The organism is Variovorax sp. dw_954, assembly GCF_018449755.1.
Lineage (GTDB): Bacteria > Pseudomonadota > Gammaproteobacteria > Burkholderiales > Burkholderiaceae_C > Variovorax.
This window is the reverse complement of sequence record NZ_JAAVVD010000003.1, coordinates 40295-65659: the sequence shown is the minus strand read 5'-3', so window position 1 is coordinate 65659 and position 25365 is coordinate 40295. Positions and strand designations below refer to the sequence as shown.

The 25365-nt window shown below is 66.1% G+C and carries 23 protein-coding genes; 12 read left to right on the top strand and 11 right to left on the bottom strand.

Features of this window, described 5'->3' with window-relative positions; all coding sequences use genetic code 11:
• Positions 1 to 99: 99 nt before the first annotated feature.
• The gene (gene aceF, locus HB681_RS06385; RefSeq protein WP_213953960.1) at positions 100 to 1770 is read right to left on the bottom strand and encodes a dihydrolipoyllysine-residue acetyltransferase; all 1671 of its coding nucleotides are present in this window, start codon (positions 1768 to 1770) and stop codon (positions 100 to 102) included.
• A gap of 51 nt (positions 1771 to 1821) precedes the next feature.
• Complete coding sequence (gene aceE / locus HB681_RS06380; protein ID WP_213953959.1) at positions 1822 to 4536, bottom strand: pyruvate dehydrogenase (acetyl-transferring), homodimeric type; 2715 nt, start codon at positions 4534 to 4536, stop codon at positions 1822 to 1824.
• 202 nt (positions 4537 to 4738) lie between these two features.
• Between aceE and HB681_RS06375 the strand changes: the two genes are divergently transcribed.
• The 5 genes from HB681_RS06375 (at position 4739) to HB681_RS06355 (ending at position 11760) form a co-directional block, all read left to right on the top strand.
• Positions 4739 to 7279: a PAS domain S-box protein gene (locus HB681_RS06375; protein WP_213953958.1), complete on the top strand. Its 2541-nt coding sequence runs from the start codon at positions 4739 to 4741 to the stop codon at positions 7277 to 7279.
• Positions 7276 to 7902, top strand: a complete 627-nt coding sequence (locus HB681_RS06370) for a response regulator transcription factor (protein ID WP_213953957.1) — start codon at positions 7276 to 7278, stop codon at positions 7900 to 7902. The genes HB681_RS06375 and HB681_RS06370 overlap by 4 nt, the downstream gene beginning before the upstream one ends.
• A 96-nt stretch (positions 7903 to 7998) precedes the next feature.
• Positions 7999 to 8847: a bifunctional methylenetetrahydrofolate dehydrogenase/methenyltetrahydrofolate cyclohydrolase gene (locus HB681_RS06365; RefSeq protein ID WP_213953956.1), complete on the top strand. Its 849-nt coding sequence runs from the start codon at positions 7999 to 8001 to the stop codon at positions 8845 to 8847.
• A gap of 145 nt (positions 8848 to 8992) precedes the next feature.
• Positions 8993 to 11053, top strand: a complete 2061-nt coding sequence (locus HB681_RS06360) for a M3 family metallopeptidase (protein ID WP_213953955.1) — start codon at positions 8993 to 8995, stop codon at positions 11051 to 11053.
• A 50-nt stretch (positions 11054 to 11103) separates the two neighbouring features.
• Entirely contained in the window at positions 11104 to 11760 is a 657-nt protein-coding gene (locus HB681_RS06355) for a glutaredoxin family protein (protein WP_213953954.1), read from the top strand.
• Positions 11761 to 11873: 113 nt separating this feature from the next.
• Here the strand turns inward: HB681_RS06355 and rpiA are convergent, their stop codons facing one another.
• Positions 11874 to 12572 carry a ribose-5-phosphate isomerase RpiA gene (gene rpiA / locus HB681_RS06350; RefSeq protein WP_213953953.1) on the bottom strand — a complete coding sequence of 233 codons (699 nt, stop codon included), beginning with the start codon at positions 12570 to 12572 and terminating at the stop codon, positions 11874 to 11876.
• Between the two features lie 39 nt (positions 12573 to 12611).
• Between rpiA and HB681_RS06345 the strand changes: the two genes are divergently transcribed.
• Positions 12612 to 13667: a quinone-dependent dihydroorotate dehydrogenase gene (locus HB681_RS06345; RefSeq protein ID WP_213953952.1), complete on the top strand. Its 1056-nt coding sequence runs from the start codon at positions 12612 to 12614 to the stop codon at positions 13665 to 13667.
• Between the two features lie 12 nt (positions 13668 to 13679).
• On the opposite strand, the gene HB681_RS06340 is transcribed toward HB681_RS06345, so the two are convergent.
• The 5 genes from HB681_RS06340 to HB681_RS06320 all read right to left on the bottom strand — a co-directional run bounded on the left by HB681_RS06340 (position 13680) and on the right by HB681_RS06320 (position 16846).
• Positions 13680 to 14369, bottom strand: coding sequence for a phage holin family protein (locus HB681_RS06340; protein WP_213953951.1), 690 nt, complete (start codon positions 14367 to 14369; stop codon positions 13680 to 13682).
• 66 nt (positions 14370 to 14435) lie between these two features.
• Positions 14436 to 14750: a DUF883 family protein gene (locus tag HB681_RS06335; protein WP_213953950.1), complete on the bottom strand. Its 315-nt coding sequence runs from the start codon at positions 14748 to 14750 to the stop codon at positions 14436 to 14438.
• Positions 14751 to 14860: 110 nt separating this feature from the next.
• Positions 14861 to 15964, bottom strand: coding sequence for an NAD(P)/FAD-dependent oxidoreductase (locus HB681_RS06330; protein ID WP_213953949.1), 1104 nt, complete (start codon positions 15962 to 15964; stop codon positions 14861 to 14863).
• A 44-nt stretch (positions 15965 to 16008) separates the two neighbouring features.
• A complete protein-coding gene (locus tag HB681_RS06325) occupies positions 16009 to 16137 on the bottom strand; it encodes a stereocilin (RefSeq protein WP_213953948.1) in 129 nt (42 codons plus the stop codon).
• 100 nt (positions 16138 to 16237) lie between these two features.
• Entirely contained in the window at positions 16238 to 16846 is a 609-nt protein-coding gene (locus tag HB681_RS06320; protein WP_213953947.1) for a hemerythrin domain-containing protein, read from the bottom strand.
• Between the two features lie 177 nt (positions 16847 to 17023).
• Between HB681_RS06320 and HB681_RS06315 the strand changes: the two genes are divergently transcribed.
• Positions 17024 to 17545 carry a universal stress protein gene (locus tag HB681_RS06315; protein WP_213953946.1) on the top strand — a complete coding sequence of 174 codons (522 nt, stop codon included), beginning with the start codon at positions 17024 to 17026 and terminating at the stop codon, positions 17543 to 17545.
• Positions 17546 to 17612: 67 nt separating this feature from the next.
• The gene (locus HB681_RS06310; RefSeq protein ID WP_213953945.1) at positions 17613 to 18095 is read left to right on the top strand and encodes an NUDIX domain-containing protein; all 483 of its coding nucleotides are present in this window, start codon (positions 17613 to 17615) and stop codon (positions 18093 to 18095) included.
• 114 nt (positions 18096 to 18209) lie between these two features.
• On the opposite strand, the gene HB681_RS06305 is transcribed toward HB681_RS06310, so the two are convergent.
• Both HB681_RS06305 and acs read right to left on the bottom strand, forming a co-directional pair.
• Entirely contained in the window at positions 18210 to 18365 is a 156-nt protein-coding gene (locus HB681_RS06305) for a hypothetical protein (protein ID WP_213953944.1), read from the bottom strand.
• Positions 18366 to 18403: 38 nt separating this feature from the next.
• Complete coding sequence (gene acs, locus HB681_RS06300) at positions 18404 to 20380, bottom strand: acetate--CoA ligase (RefSeq protein ID WP_213953943.1); 1977 nt, start codon at positions 20378 to 20380, stop codon at positions 18404 to 18406.
• Positions 20381 to 20529: 149 nt separating this feature from the next.
• On the opposite strand from acs, the gene HB681_RS06295 reads away from it, so the two are divergent.
• Genes HB681_RS06295 through HB681_RS06285 form a run of 3 tightly spaced genes read left to right on the top strand, consistent with a single transcriptional unit; the run spans position 20530 to position 23385 of the window.
• On the top strand, positions 20530 to 20838 hold the full coding sequence (locus HB681_RS06295; RefSeq protein WP_213953942.1) for a DUF485 domain-containing protein: 309 nt from the start codon (positions 20530 to 20532) through the stop codon (positions 20836 to 20838).
• Positions 20835 to 22562: a cation acetate symporter gene (locus HB681_RS06290; protein WP_213953941.1), complete on the top strand. Its 1728-nt coding sequence runs from the start codon at positions 20835 to 20837 to the stop codon at positions 22560 to 22562. Before HB681_RS06295 ends, HB681_RS06290 begins: the two co-directional genes overlap by 4 nt.
• A gap of 31 nt (positions 22563 to 22593) precedes the next feature.
• Positions 22594 to 23385 carry a YoaK family protein gene (locus HB681_RS06285; RefSeq protein WP_213953940.1) on the top strand — a complete coding sequence of 264 codons (792 nt, stop codon included), beginning with the start codon at positions 22594 to 22596 and terminating at the stop codon, positions 23383 to 23385.
• Positions 23386 to 23430: 45 nt separating this feature from the next.
• On the opposite strand, the gene HB681_RS06280 is transcribed toward HB681_RS06285, so the two are convergent.
• Positions 23431 to 24273, bottom strand: a complete 843-nt coding sequence (locus HB681_RS06280) for a universal stress protein (RefSeq protein WP_213953939.1) — start codon at positions 24271 to 24273, stop codon at positions 23431 to 23433.
• 140 nt (positions 24274 to 24413) lie between these two features.
• Here HB681_RS06280 and HB681_RS06275 point away from each other — a divergent pair, with 140 nt between their 5' ends.
• Positions 24414 to 25340 carry a histone deacetylase family protein gene (locus tag HB681_RS06275; RefSeq protein WP_213953938.1) on the top strand — a complete coding sequence of 309 codons (927 nt, stop codon included), beginning with the start codon at positions 24414 to 24416 and terminating at the stop codon, positions 25338 to 25340.
• The last annotated feature ends 25 nt before the right edge of the window (positions 25341 to 25365 follow it).

Genomic DNA, 25365 nt, shown 5'->3' with positions numbered 1-25365 from the left:
CCGCCCCAAGAGGTCTGCTCCCCCCGGGGGACGACGCCGCAGGCGTCAAGGGGCCCGCAAACCCTCGCCGAGCCGCGGACGCTCCAGGCGTCGATTCGCTCATAGAAGAACGCGGCGGAAGTCCCCGAGGATCTGCCCGATGAACACGTTGAAGCGTGCTGCGGCAGCGCCGTCGATCACACGATGGTCCCAGCTCAGCGACAGCGGCAGCATCAGGCGCGGCTGGAAGGCCTTGCCGTCCCACACCGGCTCGATCGTGCTCTTGCACACACCCATGATGGCCACTTCGGGCGCATTGATGATGGGCGTGAAGTAGCGCCCGCCGATGCCGCCCAGCGAACTGATGGTGAAGCAGGCACCCGACATGTCGGCCGGCCCGAGTTTGCCGTCGCGCGCCTTCTTCGCGAGCTCGCCCATTTCCTGACTGATCTGGATCACGCCCTTCTTGTCGGCGTCCTTGATGACGGGCACCACGAGGCCGTTCGGCGTATCCGCCGCGAAGCCGATGTGGAAGTACTTCTTCAGCACCAGCGCGTCGCCGTCGAGCGAACTGTTGAACTCCGGGAACTTCTTCAGCGCCGCCACCGAGGCCTTGATCAGGAAGGCCAGCATCGTGACCTTGATGCCGGACTTCTCGTTCTCCTTGTTGGTGGAGACGCGGAAGGCTTCCAGGTCGGTGATGTCGGCGTCGTCATGGTTGGTGACGTGCGGAATCATCACCCAGTTGCGATGCAGGTTGGCGCCGCTGATCTTCTTGATGCGCGACAGGTCCTTGCGCTCGAACTCGCCGAACTTGGAGAAGTCGACCTTGGGCCACGGGATCAGGCCCAACGCGGCGCCGTCTCCGCCACCGCCGGCCGGAGCCTTCGCGGCGGAAGCCTTGGTGCTCGCCTGGCCGGTCATCACGGCCTTGGTGAAGCCCTTGACGTCTTCCTCGGTGATGCGGCCCTTGGGCCCCGAGCCCTTGACCTCCTCGAGCGGCACACCAAGCTCGCGGGCGAACTTGCGCACCGAGGGCGATGCGTGGGGCAGGTTCCCCTTCGGCGCAACGGTCGGGTCATGCGCCGCCGGTGCCGTCGCAGGCGCCGAAGCTGTCGCCGGCGCAGCGGCCGCGACCGGCGCGGAAGCGGTTGCGGTCGCCGGGGCCGCAGCAGCCTGCGCTGGCGCAGGAGCGGCAGCACCGCCACCGGCACCCTCGATCACCGCGATCAGATCCCCAATGTTGACCGTATCGCCAACCTTGACCTTCAGTTCCTTCAGCACGCCGGCGGCCGAGGAGGGAATCTCCATCGACGCCTTGTCCGACTCCACGGTGATCAGCGACTGTTCGACCTTGATCGTGTCGCCCGGCTTCACCAGCACCTCGATCACGGCAACATCCTTGAAGGCGCCGATGTCAGGGACGTGCACGGCGATCGGACCGGCAGCCGCGGGAGGCGCCGCAGCCGGTGCAGGCGCGGCTGCGACAGGGGCCGCAGCAGGGGCCGGCGCCGCGGCGGGCGCGGCCGCAGGGGCAGCAGCGACCGCGGCCCCCTCGCCTTCCAGCAGCAGGACCACAGAGCCCTCCTTGACCTTGCTGCCCACCTCGACCTTCAATTCCTTCACCACGCCGGCCTGGCTCGACGGAATCTCCATCGAGGCCTTGTCCGACTCCACGGTGATCAGCGACTGTTCGGCCTTGACCGTGTCGCCCACCTTGACCAGCAGCTCGATCACTGCGACTTCATCGAAATCGCCGATGTCCGGCACCTTGATTTCCACTATTGCCATCTCGTTGTCTCCCGCCCGTGAGGCGCGTCGGTTGTTCGGGTTGTTGGTTGTTTACGCGTAGAGCGGACTGATCTTCTCGGCGTTGATGCCGTACTTCTTGATCGCTTCGGCGACCTTGGTTGCCGGCACTGTGCCGTCTTCGCTGAGCGCCTTGAGCGCGGCAACCACGATGAAGTGGCGGTTGACTTCGAAATGCTCGCGCAGCTTGGCGCGGAAATCGCTGCGGCCAAAGCCGTCGGTGCCAAGCACCTTGTAGTTGCGGCCCTTGGGGATGAACGGACGGATCTGTTCGGCGTAGGCCTTCATGTAGTCGGTCGACGCGACCACCGGGCCATTGCTGGACGACAGTTGCTGCGTCACGAACGGCACGCGCTGTTCGTCGGTGGGATGCAGGAGGTTGAAGCGCTCGGCCTCCTGGCCGTCACGCGTCAGCTCGTTGAAGCTTGGGCAGCTCCACACGCTCGCGCTCACGCCCCAGTCCTTCTCGAGCAGTTCCTGCGCGAAGAAGCTCTCACGCAGGATGGTGCCGCTGCCCAGCAACTGCACCGTCGGCGCCTTGGCCTTCAGTGCAGGGCCCTGCTTGGCCAGGTACATGCCCTTGATGATCTGCTCCTCGGTGCCGGGTTGCAGGCCGGGCATCGGGTAGTTCTCGTTGAGCAGTGTGATGTAGTAATACACGTTCTCCTGGCGTTCGACCATGCGCTTCAGGCCATGGTGCAGGATCACCCCGACTTCATGCGCGAAGGTCGGGTCGTAGCTCACGCAGTTCGGGATGGTGTTGGCCAGGATGTGGCTGTGGCCGTCCTCGTGCTGCAGGCCTTCGCCATTCAGCGTGGTGCGCCCCGACGTGCCGCCGAGCAGGAAGCCGCGCGCCTGCATGTCGCCGGCCGCCCAGGCCAGGTCGCCGATGCGCTGGAAGCCGAACATCGAGTAGTACACGTAGAACGGCACCATGATTCGGTTGTTCGTCGAGTACGACGTGGCCGCAGCGATCCAGCTCGACATGCCGCCCGCCTCGTTGATGCCTTCCTGCAGGATCTGGCCAGCCTTGTCTTCCTTGTAGTACATGACCTGGTCTTTATCGACCGGGGTGTACTGCTGGCCATCGGGGTTGTAGATGCCGATCTGGCGGAACAGGCCTTCCATGCCGAAGGTACGTGCCTCGTCGACCAGGATCGGCACGACGCGCGGGCCCAGCGCCTGGTCGCGCAACAGTTGCGTGAGGAAGCGCACATAGGCTTGCGTCGTCGAGATCTCGCGCCCCTCGGCGGTTGGCTCGATCACGCTCTTGAACACCTCCAGCGCCGGTACGGTGAAACTTTCATCGGCCTTGGTGCGGCGATGCGGCAGGTAGCCGCCCAGCGCCTTGCGACGCTCGTGCAGATACTTCATTTCCGGCGTGTCGTCGGCCGGCTTGTAGAACGGGATGTCCGCGATCTGGCTGTCCGGAATCGGGATGTTGAAGCGGTCGCGGAAGGCCTTGATGTCGTCTTCGCTGAGCTTCTTGGTCTGGTGGACGGTGTTCTTGCCCTCGCCGATCTTGCCCATGCCGAAGCCCTTCACGGTCTTGATCAGCAACACCGTCGGCTGGCCCTTGTGATTCACGGCCGCATGGAAGGCCGCGTAGACCTTCTGCGAGTCATGGCCGCCGCGGCGCAGTTGCCAGATGTCGTCGTCGCTCATCTTCTCGACCATGGCCGCCGTGCGCGGATCGCGGCCGAAGAAGTGCTTGCGGACGTAGGCGCCGTCGTTGGCCTTGAAGGCCTGGTAGTCGCCGTCGACCGTGTCCATCATGATCTTGCGCAGCGCACCGTCCTTGTCGCGCGCCAGCAGCGGATCCCAGTTGCTGCCCCACAGCAGCTTGATCACGTTCCAGCCCGCCCCGCGGAACTCGCCTTCGAGCTCCTGCACGATCTTGCCGTTGCCGCGCACCGGGCCGTCGAGGCGCTGCAGATTGCAGTTGATGACGAACACCAGGTTGTCGAGCTTCTCGCGTGCGGCCAGGCCGATGGCGCCGAGCGATTCCACTTCGTCCATTTCGCCGTCGCCGCAGAACACCCAGACCTTGCGGTTCTCGGTGTTGGCGATGCCGCGGGCATGCAGGTACTTGAGGAAGCGGGCCTGGTAGATCGCCATCAGCGGGCCAAGGCCCATCGACACGGTCGGGAACTGCCAGAACTCGGGCATCAACTTGGGATGCGGATAGCTGGAGAGGCCCTTGCCGTCGACTTCCTGGCGGAAGTTGAGCAGTTGCTCTTCGGTCAGCCGGCCTTCGAGGTAGGCGCGGGCATAGACGCCGGGCGACACGTGCCCCTGGATGTAGAGACAGTCGCCGCCGTGGTTCTCGCTCTCGGCATGCCAGAAGTGATTGAAGCCAGCGCCGAACATGCTTGCCAGCGATGCGAAGGAGCCGATGTGGCCGCCAAGGTCGCCGCCTTCGGGCGGGTGATGCCGGTTGGCCTTGACCACCATCGCCATCGCATTCCAGCGCATGTAGGACCGCAGGCGTTCTTCGATTTCGAGATTGCCGGGGGAGCGTTCTTCCTGGTCCGGCTCCAGGGTGTTGACGTAGGCGGTGTTGGCCGAGAACGGCTTGTCGATGCTGTTCTGGCGCGCGTGCTCGAGGAGTTGCTCCAGGAGGAAGTGAGCGCGGTCGGGGCCCTCACTCTGGATGACGGCGGACAGTGCGTCCATCCATTCACGTGTTTCCTGCGCGTCCGCGTCATTCGCGGCCGAGCCAAAAAGATTCTCGGGACTTGCCGACATTTTTGTCTCCTGGGTGTGGATGGCAGCCAATTTACCGCCGTGTTTGCGATGGCAGGAAGTTTCGCACAACATTTATGTAATTTCAAATGGTGCTTGTTGATTTTATATTGTGCAATTTGAAGTTTCAGTCCGTGACGTTCCCGCATGAGTGTCAAGACCGTTTCCGCTGGCTCGAAGAGGGGTTCCCCTACACTCGGGGGCAATGCCGTTCACGTCCTCCGTCGAAGCAGCGCGCCAGGTCGCCAATTCGTCGCCCCTTTCCTGGTGGCGCCGGTGGTGGCGACGCCAGACGCCGGTCCTTCAGGATGCGGTCGCCATGCTGGCGCCGCTGGCCGCCGTACTGCTTTTCCTAGCCGCCATCGTTTCCGCGTTCTGGTACCTGCGTGCAGAAGAACTCGAGCGCGAACAGGAGTCCGTCAAGCGCGACGTGGAATACGCCCAGCAGCGCTTGCGACTTCGACTGCTGGAGCGCCAGGAGCAGTTGATGCGCGTGGCACGCGATGCCTCCAACCGCGAGATCGATTCCCCCGAATTCGCCAGTCGAGCCGAATCACTGGTGAGCCAGTTCCCGGAATTGCAGGGCGTCACGTGGATCGACGACCGTCGCCGCGTGAAGGCCGCGTACGCCGCGCCCAGCGTGCACCCCTCGCAGCAACACCCGATCGGCGAAGTGCTGCGCCCCGGCGACATCGAAACCAATTACGCCCTCTCGCGCGAATTGCGGCAGCCGGTGTATTCGCAGCCGATCGCGGGCAACGATCCGCCCAGCCTGCTGCAGCTCCACATCCCGCTGTTCGACCAGGGCTTGTTCGCCGGCGTGCTGATGGGCGAGTTCTCTATAGACGGCCTGCTGCGCTACGGCATCCCGCCCGAGGTGGCGGCGCGCTATGCGGTGTCGCTGCTCGACGCCAAGAATGGCCTGATCGCCGGCAACACCGTCAACCCGCGTGAAGCCGGCACGCGCGTGCTGCCATGGAACGAGCACACCAACGAATACGAAGTGCCGGTATCGCCCGTCGGCAATGGCCTGCTGTTGCGCGCGCAGGCCTATCGCACCTCGCAGGGCTTCGTCGGCAACGGCTTGTTTTGGCTGGTTGGCGCACTCAGCGTGCTCACCAGCTGGATGCTGATCGGCACCTGGCGCCACACGCGCCGCCGCCTGCAGGCACAGCAGGCATTGGTTGCCGAAACCAACTTCCGCCGTGCGATGGAGAACTCCATGCTCACCGGCATGCGCGTGCTCGACCTCGAAGGCCGCATCACCTACGTCAACGCCGCCTTCTGCGCCATGACCGGATGGAGCGAATCGGAACTGGTCGGGCAGACGCCGCCCTTCCCCTACTGGCTCGAATCCGACCGCGAGGTGATGAACGAGCGCCTGGAGGAAGAGTTGCACGGGCGCGCCCTGCCCGGCGGCTTCCAGGTGCGGGTCAAGCGCCGCAATGGCAGCGTGTTCGATGCGCGGCTTTACGTCTCGCCGCTCATCGATGCACGCGGCCACCAGACCGGCTGGATGACGTCGATGACCGACATCACGGAGCCGACGCGCATCCGCGAACAGCTGTCGGCATCGCATGAGCGTTTCACGATCGTGCTGGAGGCGCTGGACGCGTCCGTATCGGTGGCACCGCTTGGCAGCAAGGAACTGCTGTTCGCCAACAAGCTGTACCGCAGCTGGTTCGGCTCCAACACCGTCGGCCATCTCGACATGGTGGCGCAGGCAGGCGTGCCGGCCTCGCAGGCCCACGACGACGGCCTGGACGACGTCGATCCCTACGCCGGCCTGCCGATCGACACGCTCACCGCAGCGCAGCCCGGCAACAACGAGATCTTCGTGCCCGATCTCGGCAAGTGGCTCGAAGTGCGCTCGCGCTACCTGACCTGGGTCGACGGCCGCCTGGCGCAAATGGTGATCGCGACCGACATCACGCCGCGCCGCGACGCCGAGGACCTGTCCGCCGCGCAGGCCGACCGCGCGCAGGCCGCCAGCCGCCTCATCACGATGGGCGAGATGGCATCGAGCGTTGCGCACGAACTGACGCAACCGCTCACCGCCATCAACAACTATTGCAACGGCATGGCCTCGCGCATCAAGGGCCAGACCATCGATTCCGATTCGCTGCTGGCCGCGCTCGACAAGACCTCGAAGCAGGCCCAACGCGCCGGCCAGATCATCCAGCGCATCCGCTCCTTCGTGAAGCGCAGCGAACCCAACCGCACGCCGGCCGAGGCCAGCACGATGGTGAGCGAGGCCGTGGAACTCGCCGGCATCGAACTGCGTCGACGCAACGTGCGTCTCAACCACTATGTCGCGGCGCGCCTGCCCATCCTGCGCGTGGACCCGATCCTCATCGAACAGGTGCTGGTCAACCTGCTGAAGAATGCCGCCGAGTCCATCGACGTGGCGAATCGGCCGCTGGCGCGCCGCAGCGTAGAGTTGCGGGTGGTTCCGCGCGTGGTCGATGGTCAGAATGCCGTCGAGTTTTCAGTGCAGGACACCGGCATGGGCCTGGCGCCGGAAGTCATGGACCGCCTGTATGAAGCATTCTTTTCCACCAAACCGGAAGGAATGGGCATAGGGCTGAATTTGTGCCGGACCATCGTGGAATCCCACCGTGGCAGGATGCAGGCAGAGAACATTTACAATCTCTCACAAGTAGTTGGCTGCCGTTTTTCCTTCTGGATTCCGGTGTTTGACGCGATGGACCCGATAGCAAGAGACGAGACAAAGGTAACGGCATGAGTTTGATTCCCAAGAAGGGCACGGTCTACGTTGTCGATGACGACGAAGCGGTTCGCGATTCCCTGCAATGGCTGCTGGAAGGCAAGGATTACCGGGTTCGCTGTTTCGATTCGGCCGAATCCTTCCTCTCCCGTTATGACCCACGCGAAGTCGCATGTCTGATCGTCGACATCCGCATGGGCGGCATGACCGGGCTCGAGTTGCAGGATCGGCTGATCGAGCGCCGCTCGCCGCTGCCGATCGTGGTCATCACCGGCCACGGCGACGTGCCGATGGCGGTCGACTCGATGAAGAAGGGCGCGATGGATTTCATCCAGAAGCCCTTCAACGACGAGGAACTGGTGACGCTGGTCGAGCGCATGCTCGAACACGCACGCGGCGCTTTCGCCCAGCACCAGCAATCAGCCAGCCGCGACGCGCTGCTGTCCAAGCTGACCGGCCGCGAAGCCCAGGTGCTCGAACGCATCGTCGCCGGCCGCCTGAACAAGCAGATCGCCGACGACCTCGGCATCAGCATCAAGACGGTGGAGGCGCACCGGGCCAACATCATGGAAAAGCTCAACGCCAACACGGTCGCCGACCTGTTGAAGATCGCGCTGGGGCAGAACGCCCCGAAGGCTTGAGGCACGACGCGTTCCCGAATTTCGCTATTTCACTGACAGCCACAGCGCCCGTCACGCTTGCGTGAACGGGCGCTTTTACTTGGAGAATCACCGCCCATGACCGCACAACTCATCGACGGCAACGCGCTTGCCAAATCCATCCGCGCCGAAGTCGCCGGACGCACCGCTGCCCTCAAGGCGCGCGGCATCACGCCGGCCCTTTCCATCATCCTCGTGGGCGAAGACCCGGCCAGCCAGGTCTACACGAAGCACAAGGTCAACGACAGCACCGAGACCGGCCTGCAGGCCACGCTGGAGCGCTACCCGGCCACCATGACCGGGGCCGAACTACTGGCCCGCATTCGCGCGCTCAACGAGGATCCGAAAGTGCACGGCATCCTCGTGCAATTGCCGTTGCCCAAGCACATGGACAGCCAGAAGGTGATCGAGACCATCTCGCCCGCCAAGGACGTTGACGGCTTCCACATCCACAGCGCCGGTGCGCTGATGACCGGCGCCCGCGGCTTCTGGCCCTGCACGCCCTACGGCTGCATGAAGATGCTCGAATCGATCGGCTACAACCTGCGCGGCAAGCATGCGGTGGTCATCGGCCGCAGCAACATCGTCGGCAAACCGATGGCCATGATGCTGCTCGCGCAGAGCGCCACGGTCACCATCTGCCACAGCGCCACCGCCGACCTCAAGGCCATGACCTTGCAGGCCGACGTGATCGTCGCAGCGGTCGGCAAGCGCAATGTGCTCACCGCCGACATGGTGAAGCCGGGCGCGGTGGTCATCGACGTCGGCATGAACCGCAATGACGAAGGCAAGCTCTGCGGTGACGTCGACTTCGACGGCGTGCGCGGGGTCGCCGGCTGGATCACGCCGGTGCCCGGCGGCGTCGGCCCGATGACGCGCGCGATGCTGCTCGTCAACACGCTCGAGGCGGCCGAAAACGCGGGATGATGCTCCGCGCACTTCCTGCGCTCCTCACGCCCCCCCGACCAGAGCCCCCACGCCGGCAACCCGATAAAGCCGGCGTCGCAGTGGTGCCGGCTCAAACACCGGCACACTTGAACTTGTCTCATCTGCCCGCCATCTCAACCAGACCATGACCAATCCCCTCCTCGATTTCTCCGACCTCCCGCTGTTCGACAAGATCAAGCCCGAGCATGTGGCGCCTGCCGTCGACGTGCTGCTGGCCGATGCCGAGGCCGCCCTGCAAACCGTGACCGCCCCGGCATTCCCCGCGGAATGGTCGGCGATCGCCAAGGTGCTGGACGTGTCCACCGAGCGCTTCAGCCGGGCCTGGGGGGCCGTCGGCCATCTCAATGCCGTCGCCGACACGCCGCAACTGCGCGCCGCCTACAACGAGGCGATGCCGCGCGTCACCGCGTTCTGGACCCAGCTCGGCTCCGACGAACGCATGTATGCCAAGTACAAAGCCGTCGACGTGGGCGCGCTCAATGCGGAGCAGCGCCAGGCCCACAAGTACGCGGTGCGCAATTTCGTGCTCGGTGGGGCGGAATTGCAGGGCGAGGCCAAGGAGCGCTTCGCAGCCATCCAGGAGCGCCAGGCCGAACTGAGCCAGAAGTTCAGCGAAAACGCCCTCGATGCCACCGATGCCTTCGCCTACTACGCCGAGCTGCCAGAACTCGAAGGCGTTCCGGATGACGTCGTCAGCACCGCCCGCGCAGCCGCCGAAGCCGAAGGCAAGCCAGGCTACAAGCTCACGCTGAAGATGCCCTGCTACCTGCCGGTGATGCAGTTCGCGAAAAGCAGCGCGCTGCGCCAGACGCTCTACCGCGCCTACGTCACGCGGGCCAGTGAGTTCGGCCCGCCCGAGCTCGACAACAGCGCGCTGATCCGCGAGATCCTCGAACTGCGCCAGGAGGAAGCCCGCCTGCTCGGCTACAAGAACTTCGGCGAACTCTCGGTGGTGCCGAAGATGGCCGAGTCGCCCGAGCAGGTCACGAAGTTCCTGCGCGATCTCGCCTCCAAGGCCCGCCCCTACGGGGAGCGCGATCTGGCCGACCTGCGCGCCTTCGCCGCCGAATCGCTGGGCCTGGCCGATCCGCAGCCCTGGGACTGGAGCTACGTCGGCGAGAAGCTCAAGGAAGCGCGCTACTCCTTCAGCGAGCAGGAAGTCAAGCAGTACTTCACCGCGCCGAAGGTCATGGCCGGCCTGTTCAAGATCGTCGAGACGTTGTTCGAGGTCAACATCCGCCGCGACGATGCGCCGGTGTGGAATCCGGGCGTCGAGTTTTATCGCATCGAGCGCCAGACGCCGCAGGGCGCACAGAAAGTCGGCCAGTTCTATCTCGACCCGTCCGCACGCGCCGGCAAGCGTGGCGGTGCCTGGATGGACGACGTGCGCGCCCGCTGGTTGCGGCCCGACACCGGCGCCCTGCAGACCCCGGTCGCGCAACTGGTCTGCAACTTCGCCGACGGCGTGGACGGCAAGCCGCCGCTCCTCACCCACGACGACGTGACCACGCTGTTCCACGAGTTCGGCCACGGCCTGCACCACATGCTCACGCAGATCAACGAGCGCGACGTGTCGGGCATCAGCGGCGTCGAGTGGGATGCGGTCGAACTGCCGAGCCAGTTCATGGAGAACTTCTGCTGGGAGTGGGACGTGCTCAAGCACATGACCTCTCACGTCGACACCGGCGAGCCGCTGCCGCGCGCCCTGTTCGACAAGATGACCGCCGCCAAGAACTACCAGAGCGGCCTGCAGACACTGCGCCAGATCGAGTTCTCGCTGTTCGACATGCTGCTCCACACGAGCTACGACGCCGCCACAGCCAAGCCCGGCGACGTGATGGCGCTGCTGGGCCAGGTGCGTGCAGAAGTGGCCGTCATGCCCTCGCCGGATTTCAGCCGCACGCCCAACACCTTCAGCCACATCTTCTCGGGCGGCTACGCCGCCGGCTACTACAGCTACAAGTGGGCCGAGGTGCTGAGCGCCGACGCCTACGCCGCCTTCGAGGAAACGGCCGGCGCCAATGGCGAGCCCAGCATCGAGACCGGCCGCAAGTACCGCCAGGCCATCCTCGAAGCGGGTGGCAGCCGCAGCGCGATGGAGTCATTCAAGGCCTTCCGCGGCCGCGAGCCGCAACTTGATGCGCTGTTGCGACATCAGGGCATGGCCGAATCGCACGCAGCCTGAGGCCTGACGGATACTCGGCCCCATTCGATGTCGATGACCCGGAGTTCCCGATGAGCTTTTCTTCCTCACATCTCGGTGGCCGCCAGCTCCCGCTCCTGTTGCTGCTGATGGCCGGCAGCGCGATGGCCCAGGTCTATCGCAATGTCGACAAGAACGGCGTCGTCAGCTACTCCGACCAGCCGCCGTCCAGGGCCGCGCAACCCGCGGCGCCACGCGGCGGCACGGTGAACGAATTGCCTGAACCCGTCGGCAGCGGCAGCCTGCCCTACGAGCTCCGCCAGGTGGTCCAGCGCTATCCCGTCACGCTCTACACCGGCGACGACTGCCAGCCGTGCAGCGCGGCCCGCTCGATGCTGACGACCCGCGGCGTGCCTTTCAGCGAGCGCACCGTGAAGACCAACGAAGACGTGGCGGCGCTGCAGCGCCTGAGCGGCCAGAACACGCTGCCGGTGGTGAGCATCGGGACGCAGCAACTCAAGGGCTATTCGGACGTCGAGTGGTCGCAGTACCTCGATGCGGCGGGCTACCCCAAGAGCAACCAGTTGAGTGCCGGCTACGCGAGGCCGCCTGCGCAACCACTGGTCGCGGTCAAGGAAGCACCGGCGCCGGCCGCACGCCCGCCTGCCGCCGCGTCTGTCCCGGTCGCGCCGGCACCGGCGGCCGTCTCGGGACCGACGCCCGACAACCCGGCCGGAATCAAGTTCTGAGCCCACCCCCCACAGCGCCTGTTAAATGAGCCCTGCGAGCCGCGCCTTGCCCGGCCAGGCCCTGCGCGGGGATCAAGTCGAAATGGCAAGGCCACATCGACTTCTGCGCTGCATCAATCGAAGCTGAGCGTCTGCACGCCTGAGGGCGTACCCAGCAGGCACACGTTGGCCTTCTGGTGCGCGAACACGCCCACCGTGACGACGCCCGGCCACTGGCTGACTTCACTCTCGAACGCCAGCGGGTCGCGGATCTTCAGGCCGGTGACGTCGACGATGTGCTGGCCGTTGTCGGTCACCAGCGGCAAGCCGTCACGCTCGCGCACCTGTGCGATGCCGCCCAGCTTCTCGAACTGGCGCATCACCCGCCGCGCAGCCATCGGGATGACTTCCACTGGCAGCGGAAAGGCGCCCAGCACCTCGACCCGCTTCGACTCGTCCGCGATGCAGATGAAGCGGCGCGACTGGGCCGCGACGATCTTCTCGCGCGTGAGCGCCGCGCCGCCGCCCTTGATCATGAAGCCGTGGCCGTCGATCTCGTCCGCGCCGTCGATGTAGACCGAAAGTTCGTCGACTTCATTGCTGTCGAACACCTCTATGCCCAGGGCGCGCAATCGCTCGGTCGACGCCACCGAGCTGGAGACCGCGCCGCGGATCTGGTCCTTGATGGTCGCAAGCGCCTCGATGAACTTGTTGACCGTGGAGCCGGTGCCCACACCAACGATTTCGCCGGGCACCACATACTGGAGCGCGGCATGGCCCACCAGGGTCTTGAGTTCGTCCTGGGTCAAAGGCGCAGGCGCGGATGCATTCATAGGGGAAAATCCTGAGTGTCTGAAGCCGAGAATTATCCGATGTCCCTGTTGCTCCCCTACGCCTTTGCGCGCCCCTTCCTGTTCGGACTCGATCCCGAGCAGGCGCATGAACTCACCATCGCCGGCCTGGAGCGCACGCAGAACACGCCGCTGGCCTGCGTCTACGGCGGCTCGCGGGTGGAAGACCCGGTCACGCTGGCGGGCCTGCGTTTTCCCAACAAGGTCGGCCTGGCCGCGGGGCTCGACAAGAACGCGCGCTGCATCGACGGCTTCGCGGCGATGGGGTTCGGCTTTGTCGAGGTCGGCACGGTCACGCCCAAGGCGCAGCCGGGCAACCCCAAGCCGCGCATGTTCCGCCTGCCGCAGCGCGATGCGCTGATCAATCGCCTGGGCTTCAACAACGACGGGCTCGATGCCTTCATCGCCAACGTGCAGCGTGCGCGCTTTCGCAAGAGCACCGGCAGCAAGCCACCAATGCTGCTGGGCCTCAACATCGGCAAGAACGCCGCCACGCCGATCGAGCGCGCGACGGACGACTACGTCCAGTGCCTCGAAGGCGTCTACCCGCACGCCGACTACGTCACCATCAACATCTCCAGTCCCAACACCGCGAACCTGCGCACGCTGCAAAGCGACGAGGCGCTCGATGCACTGCTCGGCACGCTCGCCGAGCGGCGCAAGTCGCTCGCGGCGCAACAGGGGCGGCAGGTGCCCTTGTTCGTGAAGATCGCCCCGGACCTCGACGAGTCGCAGGTCGCGGTGATCGCCACAACCCTGAAGCGCCATGGCATGGATGGCGTCATCGCCACCAACACGACGCTCTCCCGCGAGGCCGTGGCCGGACTGCCGCACGCGAACGAAGCCGGCGGCCTCTCCGGTGCGCCGGTGCGCGAGGCCAGCAATCGCGTCATCGCGCAATTGCGCGCGGCACTGGGCAAGGCATTTCCGATCATCGGTGTCGGCGGCGTCATGAGTGCGGCAGACGCCAGGGCCAAGGTGGCCGCTGGCGCGGACGTGGTGCAGATCTACACCGGCCTGATCTATCGCGGTCCCGGAATCGTGCGTGAGGCTGCCAGCGCGCTCAAGCGCGGCTGACAAAGCGGCGCCTCAGCGCATGCGCCAGATCACAGGCGCGATCACCCCGGTCCACCGAATCAACCGGCGCGGGCCGAGCACGGCAACGACCGCCGCCGCAGCCACGCCCACTGCCACAGGATGTTCGCGCGCGATGCGCAGCGCAGCGGCACCGGCGGATTCGTCCGGCGGCGGCGTGCCCGGTGCCGGTTCCGGGTCCGGCGCTTCGAGCGTCATGATGCGCAGGCGCTGGTGCTCGATGCGCGCCATCAACTCTTCAAGCGTGGCCGATCGCTCCGGCTGCTCCTCGTCGTCGTGGCTGTCGAGGCCGAAGCGGTGTCGCGCCCACTGCCAGTCGCGCTCGAACTCGCGGCGCGTGTCGGCGACCACGGTCTTCGCGTCGGTCATTGCCTTCACCAGTTTCACCACCGCGATCACCCAGAGCACGATCCACAACGCGGCGACCGACCAGGCTGCGGCGATGCGATTCGGCGTGTCCCAGAAGTGCACGACGACCGCGACCGACAGCAAGGCCACCGCGACCGTGGTGAGTCCGAGCACGGCGATCACGAGTACCAGCATCAGCTTGTAGCGCTGCTTCTCCGCTTCCCATGTCATGCGCACCAATTGAACGCGGTCTTCTGCCGCGAGCGCGCCTTCGCCGGCCGCAATGCGCAGCCGACGTATCCGGGCATTGAGCCCGAACAGCGACAACAGCTTCATGGGCAGACTCCAGGTCTGCGGATCAGGCGCACGGGCCGATGGTGTGGTGTGTCAAGCGCTGAGGCGTCAATCGCGGCGGCCAAGCAGCAGGCCCACCAGGATGCCTACCGCCAGGGCGGCGCCGGCAATTTGCCAGGGTTCGTCATGCGCATAGGCGTTGGCCGAGCCGGCTGCTTCGCGCGCCTTCTTGGCGGCAAGCTTGGTCTTCTCCTGGGCCAGCTCACGGGCAATCGCCAGCTTGGCATCGACGCGCTGGCGCAGTGCCTTGATGTGGGGGACCGAATCGAGCTCCTTGCTGGCCAGTACGCCGCGCACGTCGTTGGCAAGGTCTTCAGCCACCGCGTTGGCAGCTGCTTCCAGATTTTGGGTGGATGCAGTCATTGGTAAATCTTCCCTCCAGTAGGTGCGCCGACACCGCGCCGGCTACTTCACGCCTGCAAGTGGCGTGCCGGCCATGGTACATGCGCGCCCGCGCTTTGGTGCACTGAAACTCATACTTTCGACAGCAGATTGGCCACGTGTCGGGCGATCGCCAGGCTGCTGGTCAGGCCGGGCGACTCGATGCCGAACAGGTTGACCAGGCCGGCCACGCCATGCTCCGCGGGTCCCTGGATCATGAAATCGGCAGCGGGCTGGCCCGGCCCCGAAATCTTGGGCCGCATGCCGGCATAGCCCGGGAGCAAGGCGCCGTCGGGCAGCTCCGGCCAGTACCGCCGGACTTCCGCATAGAAGGCGTCCCCGCGCGCCGGGTCGACGACGAGGTCGTCAGGCGAATCGACCCATTGCACGTCGGGCCCGAACTTGGCCTGACCGCCAAGGTCCAGCGTCAGGTGCACGCCGAGGCCGGCCGCCTCGGGGACGGGATAGATGAGCCGGCTGAAGGGCGCGCGGCCGGCGAGGGTGAAGTAGTTGCCCTTGGCGAAATACGGGGTCGGCACGAGGGCTGGATCCAGGCCGTCGAAGCGCCGCGCCAGCGCCGGGGCGACTAGACCCGCCGCGTTGATCACGCTGCGGCAGCGCAGCAGCGTGCCGTCGGCGGCCTTGAGGACGATCGCGCCATCGCGACAGTCGGCACCGGCCACGGGCGACTTGAGCGCCACGACGCCGCCTGCGTTTTCGAGTTCGCCCTGCAAGCTCAGCATCAACGCGTGACTGTCGACGATGCCGGTGCTCGGGGAATGGAGAGCCGCCATGCAATGGAGCTTTGGCTCCATCGCAAGCACTGCATCGGGATCGAGCCAGACGAGGTCGTCGACACCATTGGCGGCGGCCTTCGCGCGTATGGCTTCCAGCTCACCCACCTGCGCCGGCGACGTCGCGACGATGAGCTTGCCGCAGCGCCTGAACGGCAGGCCTCGCGTGCCGAGGTAGTCGTACAACAGCCACTTTCCCTCGACGCACAGCCGTGCCTTGAGGGAGCCTTTGGGGTAGTAGATGCCGGCGTGGATCACCTCGCTGTTGCGCGAACTGGTGCCGGTGCCGATGGCACCTTCGCCCTCCAGCACGATGACCTCGCGACCCGCCAGCGCCAGTTCGCGCGCCACGGCCAAGCCGACAACCCCGGCGCCGATGACAGCGCAATCGAATTCATCCATCGGCCGAGCTTAAACAAGAACTCGCGCGATGCGTTCCGGCGCCGCTACACCTTTTGCGGCGCGTCGGGTTCCGATGGATCGGGTGTCGGTGCGACGGGCCCTTCATCGGGCTCGACCGGGAGGTCGGGCGGATCCGGCGTGGTGGGTGCGGCCAGGTCAGGAAATGCGACCATGACGAGTCTCCTTCAATGGGCCTAGTTTGAACCCATTCGCGCCTGCGAGCGAGCAGGCGCGCGCAGACGTCGTGCAAGCGCACCCGACGCCCACAAACGTCTACTGCGCTGACCGCGCCTCACCCAGCCCGATGGGCGCCGGCACGGCGTTGACGATCCGCGTGAACAACGCGGCATATTCGGCGTCCGGCTTGCAGCCGGTCAGCGGATCGTGGTTGGCGCTGAAGGCGCGGTCGAGTTCGGCCCAGTCTTCCTCCGACAGCACCCGTTCAGCCAGCGGAAGGATCTCGCGCTCTTCCAGCGCCATGTGCGCCAGGTAGAAGTCGACATAGCGCTCCACGGCAGTCTCGAAAGCCGCGCGGCGCGACTCGCCCATCATCTCGAAGGCCAGCAAGGCGTGCTCGACGTTACGAATCTTCCGTTCGCCGCGGTCGTGGTCGTCGTCGAGCCGGTCCAGCAACTCGCGCGAGATCGGCGTCCTGGAACGCAGCTTCGGAAACAGGAGTTCGGACTCCTTGCGGTGATGACGCTTTTCCGGAAACTCGTCGACGTAGAACAACATGGCGCGCAGCGCCGCGAAGTCCGGCAAGGTGCCGCTTCGCCGATGCTGTGCGAGCAGCAGCAGGATCGAGCGCAGCATGGCCGACAGCGCGGCATGCTCTTCCCGGATGATGCGGGTGGTTGCGTGGGTGGTGACTTGCTGGGCCATTCGATGCCTCCTTTGTGGTGGGTCGAAGGGTCGCGCAATGGGCGCCGCGCACCCTTGCGCCAGATCAAGCTTCGCGCATGCGGGACAGCCGGCGAACGATGGCCCTTGCGCCACATCAAGCCCACGGCCTCCCAGCATTTCCATACTGGCCACATCCCATCACTCAAGGAGTTTGCGATGTACCAGATGATTCTTGTCCCCATCGACGGCAGCGAGACGTCCACGCGCGGACTCGAGGAAGCCATCCGCATGGCCCAACTGACGAAGGGCCGCCTGCGCCTGTTCCACGTCATCGACGAACTCTCGTTTGCGCTGTCGATGGACGCCTACGCCGGATACGCCGGCGATTGGTTGAACACGCTTCGCGACGGCGGCACCCAGCTCCTCAAGGATGCCAAGGCGAAGGCACTGGCCGCCGGCATCGACGCCGAGGTCGCATTGCACGACAGCTTCAACGGCAAGGTCGCGGACCTGGTGGCGGCGGAAGCAGTCAACTGGCCAGCCGACCTGATCGTGCTCGGCACGCATGGCCGGCGCGGGATCGGCCGCATGTTCCTCGGCAGCGGGGCGGAAAGCATCCTGCGCACCGCGCCGGTGCCGGTGCTGCTGGTGCGCTCGCACGAAGAAGCCGTGGCCGCCGAACCTGCGCAAGTGACCGCGCGCGTGAGCATCCCCTCGGCCGCGCTGGCGATCGAATAGGACCGTGGCAACAACGGCGTCCGCCGCCCCTCGCGCTGAGCGTCCCGCGAGACGGACAATCCTGCGCATGGGCACTTCGCCACGACGATCCGGTCGACGCAGCGCGGGCTTGCTGATGTATCGCCGCCGCGCCGGTGTGCTCGAGGTGCTGCTGGTGCATCCGGGCGGACCACTATGGGCACGCCGGAACCTTGGCGCCTGGTCCATCCCGAAGGGCGAGATGAATGATCCTTCCGAGGACCCGCTCGACGCGGCAAGGCGCGAGTTCGCCGAGGAGACCGGCTTTGCGCCGGGCACGCAATGGACCGCCCTCGGGGAAGTCCGCCAGCGCAACGGCAAGCTGGTCATGGCCTGGGCCTTCGAGGGCGACGCCGACCCCGCGGCCCTCGTCTCCAACACCTTCGAGATGGAATGGCCGCCCCGCTCAGGCCGACGGCAGGCTTTCGCGGAAGTCGATCGCGCGGGCTGGTTCACGCTCGAAGCGGCGCGCCTGCATCTCAACGATGCGCAGGTCGTCTTTCTCGAACGGCTTCAGGCGCTTGTCGGATGACCGCCGTTGCCCGCGCCAGGGCCGACACGCACGTTGGGCGCTGATGGCGCAGCGACGCGCCTCCTGACACGGTGGGTCTGACGCAGGAACGCGCTTCGCAGGAACTCCAGCAACTCAGCCGCGCGAAGCAGCGTGCGGCGGTTCGATCGCATTGCGGGCCGAACTCGCATCTCTTTCGTTCACGCCAGCGGCCACGAGCAATGCCGTGGCCAGCAACGTGAGCACGACGAAAGCAAGGACCTGGATGGCGCCAGGCAGGGTAAGCTTCATGGAAACCTCCAGGAATCCAGCATGGCCGGCCGCCGCGCTCAGTGCGCCTCGTGCAACTGCGTGAGGATCGCCGGGTTCTCCAGCGTCGAGGTGTCCTGCGTGATGGCCTCGCCCTTCGCGACGGAGCGCAGCAGGCGGCGCATGATCTTGCCGCTGCGCGTCTTGGGCAGGTTGTCGGCAAAGCGGATGTCCTTGGGCTTGGCGATCGGGCCGATTTCCTTGCCGACCCAATTGCGCAAACGCACGGCCAGCTTCGCAGCCTCTTCGCCCGTGGGCCTCGCGCCCTTGAGCACGACGAAGGCGCAGATCGCCTCGCCGCTGGTGTCGTCGGGCCGGCCGACCACTGCCGCCTCGGCCACCAGTTCCGTGCAGGCCACCAGCGCCGATTCGATCTCCATCGTGCCCATGCGGTGCCCGCTGACGTTCAGCACGTCGTCGATGCGGCCGCCGATGGTGAAGTAGCCGGTGTCCTTGTCGCGTGCAGCGCCGTCGCCTGCCAGGTAGTAGCCGCGCAGTTCCTGCGGGTAGTAGCTCGACACGTAGCGCGCATCGTCGCCCCAGATGGTGCGGATCATGGACGGCCACGGCTTCTTGATGACCAGCAACCCGCTCTGGCCGTTCGGCACGTCCTCGCCGAGTTCATCGACGATGGCCGCGGTGATGCCGGGAAAGGGCAAGCTGCAGGAGCCCGGCACCAGCGTGGTCACGCCGGGCAGCGGCGTGATCATCTGCGCGCCGGTCTCGGTCTGCCACCAGGTGTCGACGATGGGGCAGCGCCCGCCGCCCACGTACTGGTGGTACCACTCCCACGCGGCCGGATTGATGGGCTCGCCCACCGAGCCGAGGATGCGCAGGCTGCGCAGGTCGTAGCGGTCCGGATGCACCTCGGCATGCGCCTCGGCCGCCTTGATCAGCGAACGGATGGCCGTGGGCGCGGTGTAGAAGACGTTCACCCCGTGGCGCTCGATCATCTTCCAGAAGCGGCCGGCGTCAGGATACGTGGGCACGCCCTCGAACACGACCTGGGTCGCGCCGATGGCCAGCGGGCCGTAGGCGATGTAGGTGTGGCCGGTGATCCAGCCGATGTCGGCCGTGCACCAGAACACGTCTTCGTCCCGGATGTCGAAGGTCCACTTCATCGTCACCGCCGCCTGCACCAGGTATCCGCCGCTGCTGTGCTGCACACCCTTGGGCTTGCCGGTGGAGCCGGAGGTGTAGAGCAGGAACAGCGGGTGCTCGGCGCCCACCCATTCGGGCTTGCAGGTGTCGGGTTGTTCGCTGGTGACTTCGTGCATCCAGCGGTCGCGCGGGGTCCATGCGATGTTGCCGCCCGTGCGGCGGTACACGACCACGTTGCGCACCGCTTCGCATCCGCCCAGCGCCAGGGCTTCGTCGACCAGCGCCTTGAGCGGCAGGGTCTTGCCGCCGCGCACCTGCTCGTCGGCGGTGACGACCAGCACGGCGCCGGTATCGGCGATGCGGTCGCGCAGCGAGTGGGCCGAGAAGCCGCCGAACACCACCGAATGGATGGCGCCGATGCGCGCACAGGCCTGCATCGCGACCACGCCCTCGACCGACATCGACATGTAGATCACGACGCGGTCGCCCTTCTTCACGCCCAGCGCCTTCATGGCATTGGCCATCCGGCAGGTCATGGCCAGCAGTTGCGAATAGCTGGTGTGCGTGACCTTGCCGTCGTCGGCCTCGAAGATGATCGCCGTCTTGTCGCCCTTGCCTTCGTTGACCTGGCGGTCGAGGCAATTCCACGAGACGTTCAGCGTTCCGTTCTCGAACCATTTGTAGAAGGGCGCGTTGTCGCTGTTCAGCGAGCGGGTGAAGGGCGTCTTCCACTGGACGAAGGCGTGCGCCAGCCGGGCCCAGTAGCCCGCGTAGTCCTCCTCGGACTCGGCGACGAGCGCGTTGTACGCCGCGTGCCCGGGCACGTGGGCCGTGTGCAGCAAGCGGTGCGGCGGTGCGTAGCGGGCAAGGTGTTCGGGTCTGTCGGAAGCATTCATGCGTGTCTCCTGGTGAGAGGGATAGAGGTGATTGCGGATGCCCGCATGGTCAGCGAAAGCGCCCGCGCAAACCTTGCGCTGGCGCAAGGGTGCGCTGCTTGCCCGCGCTTCCAATCGCATCGATCCCATTCACTTCGAAGGAGACACTCATGGAAGAAGAACTGGCCCTGCGCATCGCCAGCCAATCCCAATACCAGCAGTTGAAGGGCCGCCGAAACCGGTTCGGATGGACGCTGACGCTGCTGATGCTGGTCGTCTACTACGGCTTTGTGCTGCTGGTGGCCTTCGACAAGCCCTTCCTTGCGCGGCCCATCGGCGACGGCGTCACCACGCTGGGCATTCCGATCGGCTTCGGCGTCATCGTCTTCACGATCGCGATCACGGCCGTCTACGTGCGGCGCGCCAATGCCGAATTCGACACCCTCAGCGATGCGGTCGCGAAGGCGGCGCTGGAATGAACACGAACATCCAATTCGCACGCCGGGTCGTGGCGCTCGCCACGCTGCTCGGCGCATCGGCTGCGGCGCTCGCGGCCGGGGCCGACATGGGGCAGCTGCAGAAGCAGCCCACCAACTGGACCGCGATCAGCATGTTCGCGGTGTTCGTGGTCGGCACCTTGTTCATCACGAAGTGGGCCGCCGCCCGGACCAAGAGCGCAGCCGACTTCTACACGGCAGGCGGCGGCATCACCGGCTTCCAGAACGGGCTGGCCATCGCGGGCGACTACATGTCGGCGGCTTCCTTCCTCGGCATTTCCGCGGCGGTGATGGCAGCCGGCTACGACGGGCTGATCTACTCCATCGGATTCCTGGTGGGCTGGCCCGTCATCACCTTCCTGATGGCCGAGCGGCTGCGCAATCTCGGCAAGTTCACCTTTGCCGACGTGGCGGCATTCCGCTTCCAGCAGACGCCGGTGCGCGTGTTCGCGGCCTCCGGCACGCTGGTGGTGGTCGCGTTCTACCTGATCGCGCAGATGGTCGGTGCGGGCCAGCTCATCAAGCTGCTGTTCGGCCTGGAATACTGGATCGCGGTGGTCGTCGTCGGCTCGCTGATGATGGTCTACGTGCTGTTCGGCGGCATGACGGCCACGACCTGGGTGCAGATCATCAAGGCCTGCCTGCTGCTGGGCGGCGCGAGCTTCATGGCGCTTTCGGTGCTCTGGCACTTCGGCTTCAGCCCGGAAGCGATGTTCGCCGGCGCGGTGAAGATCAAGACCGACCTGGCGATGCAGGACGGCAAGACGGCAGAGGTCGCGGCCAGCATCGGCCGCTCCATCATGGGCCCCGGCAACTTCGTGAAGGACCCGATCTCGGCAATCTCCTTCGGCATGGCGCTGATGTTCGGCACGGCCGGCCTGCCGCACATCCTGATGCGCTTCTTCACGGTCCCGAGTGCCAAGGAGGCGCGCAAGTCCGTGATGTGGGCCACCAGCTGGATCGGCTATTTCTACCTGCTGACCTTCATCATCGGCTTTGGCGCCATCACCTTCGTGCTGACCAACCCGCAGTTCATCGATGCCAAGGGTGCGCTGATCGGCGGCGGCAACATGGCGGCCATCCACCTCGCGAACGCGGTGGGCGGCAACGTGTTCCTCGGCTTCATCTCGGCGGTGGCCTTCGCGACCATCCTGGCGGTGGTGGCAGGGCTCACGCTGTCGGGCGCATCCGCGGTGTCGCACGACATCTACGCGACGGTCATCAAGAAGGGCGACGCCGACAGCGCCTCCGAACTGCGCGTGTCGAAGATCACCACCATCGCGCTCGGGATCGTGGCGGTCGTGCTCGGGATCGTGTTCGAGAAGCAGAACATCGCCTTCATGGTGTCGCTGGCCTTCGCGATTGCCGCATCGGCCAACTTCCCGGTGCTGTTCATGTCGGTGCTGTGGAAGGGCTGCACCACGCGCGGCGCGGTGATCGGCGGCTTCCTGGGGCTGATCTCCTCGGTCGGGCTGACCATCGTGTCGCCTTCCGTCTGGGAGGCGACGCTGGGCTACCCGGCCGGATCGGCGCCCTTCCCCTACACCTCGCCCTGCCTGTTCTCGATGACCATCGGCTTCGTCGGCATCTGGCTGTTCTCGGCGCTGGACAACAGTGCCCGCTCCCAGATCGACAAGCGCGGCTTCCTCCAGCAGCAGGTGCGTTCGGAAACAGGCATTGGTGCCTCCGGCGCCAGCGGGCACTGAGACTCGACGGCAGGACCCAAGCCAAACGCCGATGCGCCGTCTCCTGCTGCTCACCAACCGCCACCGCGCGCCCTCGACCAACGTCGGCCTTGGGTTGCTGCTTGCCTTCAACGCCGGTGCCGTCAACGCGGGCGGCTTCCTGGTGCTGGGCATGTACACCTCGCACATGACCGGTTTCGCTTCGCAGATAGCGGACGGCCTCGTGCTGGGCAACATGAAGCTGGTGCTCAACGCATCCGGCGCCATCCTTGCCTTCATCGTCGGCGCCGGCACCTGCGCGGCGCTGGTGAACTGGAGCCGCCGGCATCGCCTGCACAGCGTCTACGCCCTGCCCTTGCTGCTGGAGGCGGGGCTCATGTTTCCATTCGGGCTGGCCGGCGCGATCACGCTCACCTGGTCGACGCCCTTCGCCGTCCCGATGACGGTGTTGCTGCTGTCCTTCATCATGGGCTTGCAGAACGCCGTCGGCTCCAAGACGTCCGGCGGCAGCGTGCGCACCACGCACATGACGGGCAACATCACGGACCTCGGGATGGAACTGGGCAAGTGGTTCTACTGGCGTCGCAGCGGCAAGCGGCCATCGCCGGTGCAGGTCCGGCGCAACCGCGAACGCATCCGCATCGCCGGCGGCCTGGTGGCGATGTTCGTGCTGGGCGGCATCACCGGTGCGCTCGGTTTCAAGCATGTGGGCTTCGTGTTCGTGGTGCCGCTCGCGGCCCTGCTGCTCGGCTTGTCGGTGCCGCCGCTGCTGCGCGACCTGCCCCGCTCACGGCGCTTGATCGCACGCCTGTCCGCGAACGCCAGCCGCGAAGCGGAACGGTAGTTCACCCCCGTGCCGCGCCCCTGGATGGCCAGGTTGCGCATGGCATCAGTGCGTCATCAGCACCGGCACCGTCATCTGCGCCAGGATGTGCCGGGTGGCACCGCCCAGCATCAGCTCGCGAAAGCGCGAATGCCCGTAGCCGCCCATCACCAGCAGGTCGGCGCCGAGGTCGGAGATGCGCGACAGCAACGCGTCCCCGACGTCGATCCCGGTGACCTCGCTCTCGGCCGTTGCCTGGATGCCGTGCCGCAGCAGGTACTGGAGGATGTCGGGCACCCGCAGGCGCTCGTCGGCGTCGTTGTCGTGGACGGCGCGACACGACAGCAGCGTGACCTTCGAGGCATGCCGCAAGGCAGGCACGGCGGCTCCCAACGCCGCGGCGGACTCCCTCGAGCCGTCCCATGCCACGACGACGTTCTTCGCAACCCCTTCGAAGCGGCCTGCGTACGGCACCAGCAGCACCGGCCGGCCCACTTCCATCACGACCCGTTGCGGCAGATCGCGCGTGGTGATGTCCTTGACCTCGTCGTCGTCGCGCTGCCCGAGCACGACCAGGTCGCTCATGCGCCCGTGCTGCACGACCGCGTCGACGGTGGTGGCATCGATCAGCCGGACCTCGTACGACATCGGCCCGCCCGCCGACACACGTTCCCGGAATTCGTAGCTGATGGCTTCCGCGCGACGCCGCAGGTATTGCGCGCTCTCCGCGATGTAGTCCGTCGCACCGGACAGGATTTCTTCCGCCGGGATGACGCCGTCGATGAGCCCGGTCGAGATGAGGCCGACGAGGTGGCTGCCATGTGTCCGCGCCCACTCTCCCGCGAGGTCCGTGCGCGCGCGGCACGCGCCGGTGCGGTCGAGGTGCACGATGATCGTCTTGTAGGTCATGGCTTCGCGGGTTGCATGGTGGGTGGGGATGCACCGATGTTGTTGCGATCCACATCGCGCGGGCTTGACGCGGATCAAGCCCACGCGATGGCGCACCGCCAGACTCCCGTGTGTCGCAAAGAACAAACCGAGACTGCCCATTGCTCACCGCCTACATCACGCACCCGGACTGCGCCCTGCACGACATGGGTCCGGACCACCCCGAATGTCCGGAACGGCTCTCGGCCATCCGCGACCGCTTGCTGGGCCTGGGGCTGCTCGACTGCATGCAGCCATTCGATGCGCCGCGCGCCACAGTGGAACAACTCGCCCGCGCGCATTCCATGGCGCATGTCCAGGCGCTGATCGCGTCGGCGCCCAAGGAAGGCCTGTGCAGCATCGATCCGGACACCCGCATGAACCCCTACACCGTCGATGCCGCATTGCGCGCCGCGGGGGCCGCGGTGCTGGCCACGGACCTGGTGCTGTCGGGCGAGACCGCTTCGGCCTTCTGCTGCGTGCGCCCGCCCGGGCACCATGCGGAGCGCAATGCGGCCATGGGCTTCTGCTTCTTCGACAACGTGGCGGTGGGCATCCGGCATGCGCTGGAGGTCCACGGCCTGGAACGCGTCGTGCTCGTCGACTTCGACGTGCACCACGGCAACGGCAGCGTGGACATCTTCCGCAACGACGCGCGCGTGCTGATGTGTTCCATCTTCGAGAAAGGCGTCTACCCGTTCACCGGCGAAGACGACTCCGGCCCGGGTATGGCGAACGTGGGCCTGCCGTCCCGTTCGGGCGGCGCAGCCTTCCGGGACGCCGTGACGCAGCAATGGCTGCCGGCGCTCGACGCCTTCGCGCCGCAACTCATCTATGTCTCCGCGGGCTTCGACGGTCACCGCGACGACGACATGGGCAACCTGGGATTGGTCGAAGCCGACTACGCCTGGGTGACGCGGCAGATCGTCAACGTCGCGAACCGGCACTGCCACGGCCGGGTCATCTCATGCCTCGAGGGCGGCTATGCGCTGGACCCACTCGCCCGCAGCGTCGCTGCCCATGTCCGGGTGCTCATGTGCGCCGACTGAATCCGACCATCCAACGCCTGGAAGT

Excerpts from the sequence above, each read along its gene's own strand:
- aceF (WP_213953960.1), bottom strand. The coding sequence starts at position 1,770 with ATGGCAATAGTGGAAATCAAGGTGCCGGACATCGGCGATTTCGATGAA.
- aceE (WP_213953959.1), bottom strand. The coding sequence starts at position 4,536 with ATGTCGGCAAGTCCCGAGAATCTTTTTGGCTCGGCCGCGAATGACGCG.
- HB681_RS06375 (WP_213953958.1), top strand. The coding sequence starts at position 4,739 with ATGCCGTTCACGTCCTCCGTCGAAGCAGCGCGCCAGGTCGCCAATTCG.
- HB681_RS06370 (WP_213953957.1), top strand. The coding sequence starts at position 7,276 with ATGAGTTTGATTCCCAAGAAGGGCACGGTCTACGTTGTCGATGACGAC.
- HB681_RS06365 (WP_213953956.1), top strand. The coding sequence starts at position 7,999 with ATGACCGCACAACTCATCGACGGCAACGCGCTTGCCAAATCCATCCGC.
- HB681_RS06360 (WP_213953955.1), top strand. The coding sequence starts at position 8,993 with ATGACCAATCCCCTCCTCGATTTCTCCGACCTCCCGCTGTTCGACAAG.
- HB681_RS06355 (WP_213953954.1), top strand. The coding sequence starts at position 11,104 with ATGAGCTTTTCTTCCTCACATCTCGGTGGCCGCCAGCTCCCGCTCCTG.
- rpiA (WP_213953953.1), bottom strand. The coding sequence starts at position 12,572 with ATGAATGCATCCGCGCCTGCGCCTTTGACCCAGGACGAACTCAAGACC.
- HB681_RS06345 (WP_213953952.1), top strand. The coding sequence starts at position 12,612 with ATGTCCCTGTTGCTCCCCTACGCCTTTGCGCGCCCCTTCCTGTTCGGA.
- HB681_RS06340 (WP_213953951.1), bottom strand. The coding sequence starts at position 14,369 with ATGAAGCTGTTGTCGCTGTTCGGGCTCAATGCCCGGATACGTCGGCTG.
- HB681_RS06335 (WP_213953950.1), bottom strand. The coding sequence starts at position 14,750 with ATGACTGCATCCACCCAAAATCTGGAAGCAGCTGCCAACGCGGTGGCT.
- HB681_RS06330 (WP_213953949.1), bottom strand. The coding sequence starts at position 15,964 with ATGGATGAATTCGATTGCGCTGTCATCGGCGCCGGGGTTGTCGGCTTG.
- HB681_RS06325 (WP_213953948.1), bottom strand. The coding sequence starts at position 16,137 with ATGGTCGCATTTCCTGACCTGGCCGCACCCACCACGCCGGATCCGCCC.
- HB681_RS06320 (WP_213953947.1), bottom strand. The coding sequence starts at position 16,846 with ATGGCCCAGCAAGTCACCACCCACGCAACCACCCGCATCATCCGGGAA.
- HB681_RS06315 (WP_213953946.1), top strand. The coding sequence starts at position 17,024 with ATGTACCAGATGATTCTTGTCCCCATCGACGGCAGCGAGACGTCCACG.
- HB681_RS06310 (WP_213953945.1), top strand. The coding sequence starts at position 17,613 with ATGGGCACTTCGCCACGACGATCCGGTCGACGCAGCGCGGGCTTGCTG.
- HB681_RS06305 (WP_213953944.1), bottom strand. The coding sequence starts at position 18,365 with ATGAAGCTTACCCTGCCTGGCGCCATCCAGGTCCTTGCTTTCGTCGTG.
- acs (WP_213953943.1), bottom strand. The coding sequence starts at position 20,380 with ATGAATGCTTCCGACAGACCCGAACACCTTGCCCGCTACGCACCGCCG.
- HB681_RS06295 (WP_213953942.1), top strand. The coding sequence starts at position 20,530 with ATGGAAGAAGAACTGGCCCTGCGCATCGCCAGCCAATCCCAATACCAG.
- HB681_RS06290 (WP_213953941.1), top strand. The coding sequence starts at position 20,835 with ATGAACACGAACATCCAATTCGCACGCCGGGTCGTGGCGCTCGCCACG.
- HB681_RS06285 (WP_213953940.1), top strand. The coding sequence starts at position 22,594 with ATGCGCCGTCTCCTGCTGCTCACCAACCGCCACCGCGCGCCCTCGACC.
- HB681_RS06280 (WP_213953939.1), bottom strand. The coding sequence starts at position 24,273 with ATGACCTACAAGACGATCATCGTGCACCTCGACCGCACCGGCGCGTGC.